Annotated in this window: 6 protein-coding genes; 1 reads left to right on the forward strand and 5 read right to left on the reverse strand. The window is 65.6% G+C overall.

The genetic code is table 11. The features are described 5' to 3' along the window. From V5A53_RS12345 to V5A53_RS12365, 5 genes are all read right to left on the reverse strand, one after another. The coding region (locus V5A53_RS12345; RefSeq protein ID WP_332313920.1) for a DUF6663 family protein at positions 1 to 575 on the reverse strand (575 nt) is incomplete at its 3' end. A gap of 89 nt (positions 576 to 664) precedes the next feature. Further along, a complete protein-coding gene (locus V5A53_RS12350) occupies positions 665 to 1,750 on the reverse strand; it encodes a geranylgeranyl reductase family protein (RefSeq protein WP_332313921.1) in 1,086 nt (361 codons plus the stop codon). A gap of 54 nt (positions 1,751 to 1,804) precedes the next feature. Continuing rightward, positions 1,805 to 2,473, reverse strand: a complete 669-nt coding sequence (locus V5A53_RS12355; RefSeq protein WP_332313922.1) for a hypothetical protein — start codon at positions 2,471 to 2,473, stop codon at positions 1,805 to 1,807. Positions 2,474 to 2,740: 267 nt separating this feature from the next. Beyond that, positions 2,741 to 4,585 carry an ATP-dependent helicase gene (locus V5A53_RS12360; RefSeq protein WP_332313923.1) on the reverse strand — a complete coding sequence of 615 codons (1,845 nt, stop codon included), beginning with the start codon at positions 4,583 to 4,585 and terminating at the stop codon, positions 2,741 to 2,743. A 235-nt stretch (positions 4,586 to 4,820) separates the two neighbouring features. After that, positions 4,821 to 4,991, reverse strand: coding sequence for an HVO_0416 family zinc finger protein (locus tag V5A53_RS12365; RefSeq protein WP_332313924.1), 171 nt, complete (start codon positions 4,989 to 4,991; stop codon positions 4,821 to 4,823). A 117-nt stretch (positions 4,992 to 5,108) separates the two neighbouring features. On the opposite strand from V5A53_RS12365, the gene V5A53_RS12370 reads away from it, so the two are divergent. Further along, a complete protein-coding gene (locus tag V5A53_RS12370) occupies positions 5,109 to 5,768 on the forward strand; it encodes an alpha/beta hydrolase (RefSeq protein WP_332313925.1) in 660 nt (219 codons plus the stop codon). Positions 5,769 to 5,851: the final 83 nt, after the last annotated feature.

Below are 5,851 nucleotides of genomic sequence, written 5' to 3' on the forward strand. Positions count from 1 at the left end.
TCCCGAACCGTCTCGTCCAGCAGACCGTCGGGCTCGAAGACGATGTAGACGACGACGAACGGTTCCTGTGGGTCGATGACGAACACGGAGAAGGGCGGGTCGACCGTCTCGTTGTGGGCCGCCCGCGCGACCAGCGGTTCCAGCGGCTTGTGGCCGTCCCGGAACTCGACGAAGAGGTCCTGACTGCCGGGCTGGTCGGCGAAGGTGTAGACGACGCCGTTGGCCTCGTTGTCAGTGTTGTAGGTGACTCGGGAGTTCATCGCCTCGCCGTCGGCGCGGGCTGCCTCGAAACAGTTCTGGGCGGCCTCGAAGATGGGCTCGTCGGTGCGGACGAACTCGAAGGTGGTCGCGGTGTCGACGCTTGCGGACTCGACGACCGGCTCGTCGCCGTCCCACGAGATGTCGGCCTCGACGCGGTTGCCCACCTTGACGTCGTCGGGCACCCCGTTCCGCGAGACGTAGGTCGGGTCCGCCGACTCGACGTCCAGAAGGAGCCACTCGTCGTCGTCCCGTCCCTGCAGTACCCGGAAGGGGCCTTCGGTGCGGGGCGTTCCGTCGGCGGTCGGCGCGGTCATATCCGGGCTTGGCGACGCGCGGGGATTAGTGCCACGAAAGCCGTCGGCTGGCGGGCTGCCGCGTCATATACGGCCTACGACGGTCTGTTTCAGTTCCACGACAGCAGCGCCCGCAGTTGGGCCTTCGAGAACAGCGAGGTCGGCCGGTCCATGTGGACCGCGATCTCCCCCGAGAAGGCGCGCATGCCTGCCTTCTGGATGGGTCGCGGCATCGAGTAGCCGGCCCGGACGAGCGACCCCAGACGCTGGTCGTTCCGGAGTTCGTCGCGCCACGCGCGCTCGTAGTCGTCCAGCGTCGCCGGCTGTCGGGGGTCGATCTCTCGGGCGGCAACGTCGGCGGCGCGCATCCCGTAGAGGATGCCGCCACCCGTGAACGGCTTGGTCTGGGCGGCGGCGTCGCCGACGAGAAAGGAGCGCTTGCCGACCGTCCGCTCGGGCGGGCCGATGGGGATGGCGCCCGAACATCGCTTGTCGATATCGGCATCGTAGTCGGCAACGAGGTCATCGAACCGCTGTGGGGCGTCGTCGCCGGGACGGACCGCAAGCCCGTATTCGACGCCCGAATCGCCCCGGGGGATGCGCCACGCGAAGAAGCGCGGGACGGTCAGGTGTACGTCCACGAAGTCCTGATGGTCGGGTTCGAAATCGAAGCCCAACACGCCGTGGAGGAGTTCCTCGGGTTCCGGCAGGCCCACCTCGTCGCGAACCCGCGAGCGGGGGCCGTCGGCGCCTCCGACCATTCGGGCCTCGAAGGTCTCGACGCCGTCGGGGCCGCTGGCGGTCACCTCGACGCCCCCCGGTTTCTCGTCGACGGCGGTTACCGTGTACCCGTCTCGGACCTCCGCTCCCGCCTCTTCGGCACAGTGGGCGAGTGTCTTGTCCAGTCCGACCCGGTCGATGGCGTTGGAGACCGGCTCGTCCTTATAAAATCGGTGGGGCTCGCTGTCGGCGCCGCCGAGGTGGAACCGCGCGCCGTAGATGTCGTTCTGGAAGAGGTCGTCGCGGGCGCCTTCGGGGAGAAAATCCCAAACGTCGAGGCTTACGTGCCCGGAGCAGGCCAGCGGCCGGCCTATCTCGCCGGATTCGAGAACGAGCACGTCGTGGCCGGCTTCGGCGGCCGAGCGGGCGAAGCGAGAGCCTGCCGGGCCGGCACCCACGACGACGAAATCGCGCATGTTCGTTGAAGGGTGATGGGCGGCAAAATATCCTCCGTTGGCGACCGAGCGCTCCTAGCTCTCGTCGCTGCTACCGAAGATGCGTCCGATACCGGGGACGATGGTCGCGAACTTCGTCACCCAGCCGAGTTTGAACAGGCCGATCTGCGAGAGCACACCGAGGACGAACAGGATGCCGAAAAGCGGGAGTTCGAAGCCGAGGAGTCCCGTCGCTGCCAGCGGGTCGAAAAGCAACGGGTCCGGCGAGAAACTCTCCCGGGCGGCCGCGAAGTGCTGCATCTGGACCTTGCCGCTCGCGAACGCCGCCCCGACGAAGGCGGTGATGAACATCAGCGCGTATTTCGTCAGCGCGAAGCCGATGACCGAACCGACGATGCCGGCGACGATCATGACGAGCCACTTGATGAGGCCGCCCTCGGTGAATATCGGCGTGATGACGTAGAGGCCGAGATACGCGCCGACGACGAAGGCCGGTATCGCGGTCGCAAACGACAGCGCGACGTAGGACAGTGCCGCTCCTAGCGCCCCGCCGACGAGGACCGCTATCGCGAAGCCGACGATGCCCTCCGCGCCGAGGGCGGGCAGCAGCGTCGGCGCGAGGATGTAGCCCCCGCCGGCACCGATGAGGAAGCCGAGCAACGCCACGGCGTAGATCGACAGCGCCGCGCCGAAGAACACCAACACGAGTCCTGCGAGCAGCAACCCGATGTTTACCAGTTCCATACCTGACCTATCAGAATCCATCGGAATAAGCTTGAGGCTGCGATCGGCATAAACGACGTATAAATGATATAAAAGCATCCGCAGAGCGGGGCCTTCAGAGAAGGCCCCCGAGGCGGTTCTCGGCGACGAGCGAAGCGAGTCGCCGTAGCGAGAGCCGACTACCGCGGCGCGAAGCGCCGCGGCTGGAGGCTCTCGCGCATATTTTCACCACGTTTTTGCCTGACTGAGCGCGCCGAAGGCGCGCGAGGGAAGTGCAAAAAGTGGGTTCTAGTCAGCGGCGATCTCCTTCCCGGTCTCCTGTGCGTCGGCTAGCACCTCGTCGAGCGGCTTGTCGAGCGGCTCGTTGTAGAGGAGGACGTCGATGGGCAGCGTCGGGGCGCCGTCGACGAGGTTCTCGAGGAGAACGAGGCGCTCGCGGGCCCGGGACATGCCGACGTAGAAGACGCGGCGTTCGTTGTCGGTCATGGTCGGGACGGGGTCGGAGTGTTTGTTGAACTCGGTGACGCCGGCGACGTCTGTGGGGTCGTCGACGGAGGCGGCCATCTGCTCGACGACCTTCTCGGTGAGGTCGGTGGCGACGAAGACGTGGTCGGCCTCGCGGCCCTTCGCGGAGTGGATGGTGCCGAGGCGGAGGCGGGTGGGGTCCATACCGCGGTAATCGCCCTTGAAGTAGGCCTTCACGGAGCGTTCCTGGAAGTTCGAGACCTTGGTGAGCATGTCGGCGGCGGAGGCCGGACCGGGCGCGAAGGGAGCGTGGTCGTCGACGAAGTCGGGGGCGACGGCCATCTCGGTGAGGTCGTCGACGCCGGCCTGCTCCTGGAGGTCGTCGAGGGCGTCGAAGTAGTCGTCACGTTCGCCGGTGCCGAAGGCGCTCTCGGCCAGCATCTCGCCGAGGCGCTGGGCCTGCAGGCCGTCGATGCGTTCGCCCTCGTCGAGGGCTTCGATGGCGTCGACGTAGCCCTGCAGGCGGTCGGTCCACATGCGCTGGTCGGTCAGTGAGGTGAAGGGGATGCCCTCGTCGATGAACTCGTCCATGAACTGGAACATCTGATAGCGGGCCCGGAACAGCACCATCGCGCTGCCGTCGTCGTCCTCTTCGAGGGTGGCGCGGACGTTCCGAACGAGGTCGAGCATCGAGGGGTTCGGGACGGCTTCGACCGACCCACCCTGTTTGCGGGGTTTGAGGTCCTTGTCCTGCCGTTGCTCGATGTGGCTGATCTGGGTGTTGACGACGTTGAGGATCTTCGAGGGGAGCCGATAGGAGTTCGGGAGTACGATGTCCTCGTCGACCTCCTCGTCGAGGAGAAGTGCGGGGTCGGCGCCCTGCCACGCGTAGACGACCTGGTCGTCGTCGCCGGCGATGAGGACGCTTTCCATGTGCGGTTTCCACTCGTCGTAGACGCCGTACTGGAGGGTCGTGATGTCCTGGAACTCGTCGATGACGAGGTGGTCGACGTTCGGCAGGAGGGAGCGCTGCTGGACACGTTCGAGCATGTCTGCGAAGCCGACGACGCCCTCCTCGCCCTTGTACGAACGCCACGCGCGGATGGCCTCGGGGATGTCGACGCGGTCGTCCGAGGAGGGCCACGTTGGGGTGTACTTGTTGCCCGTCTGGGCGTTGTCGTCGATCTCCGGCGGGAGGCGGACCTCCTCGTCGTCCCACTTGAAGGGGACGTCGTACCAGTCGGCGACGTCGCGTTCGGTTCGCTGGAGCCACTGGGAGGTGGCGATGATCTTGTTGCCCAGCGTGGTCGACCGGGCGGAGCGGCGGCGGGACGACTTGTACTCGTCTTCGAATTCGAGGCCGTAGTCCTCGCAGAACTCCTTCTTGTGCTTCTCGCCGACGACGTCGCCGCGCGAGAGGTTGAGGAGTTCGTAGGCCTTCGCGTGCATCGTACAGACGTTGCCGCGGAGGGATTTCGGCGTGCAGTCGAGGCGTTCGGCGAGGCGTTCGCGGACCTCTGCGGCGGCCGCGCGGGTGTAGGACACCACCAGAATGTCGTTGACATCGACCCCGTCGTCGAGCATGTCGTCGACGCGGTCGAGCAGGGCCGTGGTCTTCCCACTGCCCGGCCCACCGAAGAGTCGTGTCACGTGGGTGGAATCAGCCATTATCCTTGTAAGGCCACGCTCGCGTATAAAGAACGTGCATTTACGAGGCTTCGAGCAAAGCGAGAAGCCTCGGTTATACGAACGGTGACCGAAGGGAACCGTGAGTTGCGAGACCCCGAACAAAGTGAGGGGTCCCGGTGTGTGAGCGGGGAGTGAAGCGAGCCACAGACGACTGACACGCCTGCGGCTATGCGGTGACGTTACTCGAAAGCGGAACCGGAGGAGTGACCGCGAGTCAGTTGGGCTGCCAGCCGCAGACCGAACATGTGGCGGCGTCGAGACCGTGAAGCCCGCCACAGTCGGGGCACCGTTTCTTGTTATAATCGCGTTCCCAGGACGGAGATTCGGTCGTGTGGCCTCGTTCGTCGAGGAAGTCGTCGAATATATCTTCGTTCGCGGTCGCCATACAGGTTGTCATTGTTTGACAGTGGCAATAAATGCTGTGGTGGTTCCTAACACGGTGGGGGTTCTCGTGGGGTAGGGGTTACCGGCTGTTTTTGATGGCAGGCGCCGTATTCGCGGTATGAGCGATTCAGGCGACCTGCCGCTGGTCCACGAGAGTCGACCGGGGTCCGTCGAGGAGAACGCCCCGGCGGTCGTGCTGATTCACGGCCGGGGGACGAACGAACGCGACCTGTTGCCCATCGCCGCGCAACTGCCCGACGAACTGCACGTCCTGAGCGTGCGCGCCCCGAACGAGATGGGCGGGCCGAACAGCTACACGTGGTACGACCTCGACCTCTCGGACGGCGGCCTGCACGCCAGCCAGCCGGACCCCGAGGGGTTCCGCCGGAGCCTCGATCTCGTCCACGAGTTCGTCGAGGCGGCGGTCGACCGCTACGACCTCGATGCCGACCGCGTCGGCCTACTGGGCTTCAGTCAGGGCGCCATCACGAGCATGTCGGCCCTGCTGGAACGCCCCGAAGCCTACCGCTGGGTCGTCGCGCTGAACGGCTATCTCGCCGAATCCCACCACGATCGAATCGATAACGCCGAGGGTAAGCCGGTCTTCGTCGGCTGTGGGGGGATGGACCAGGTCATCCCGCCGGAACGCGCCGAGCAGGCCGCTGAACTCTTAAAACAGGGCGGCGCCGACGTGCGTTTCGAGCGTTACGGCGTCGGGCACGGGACGGCGCCACAGGAGATTACCGACGTGGTGACGTGGCTGGAAGGGACGTACTGAGCCTGTTAGTTTAAAAAAGAATCATCGAAGTATCCGCGAGGCGCGTAGCGCCGAGCGGTTCCACCGCGCGAACGGAGTGAGCG

The sequence above is a fragment of the Natronomonas sp. genome (assembly GCF_036625485.1).
GTDB lineage: Archaea > Halobacteriota > Halobacteria > Halobacteriales > Haloarculaceae > Natronomonas.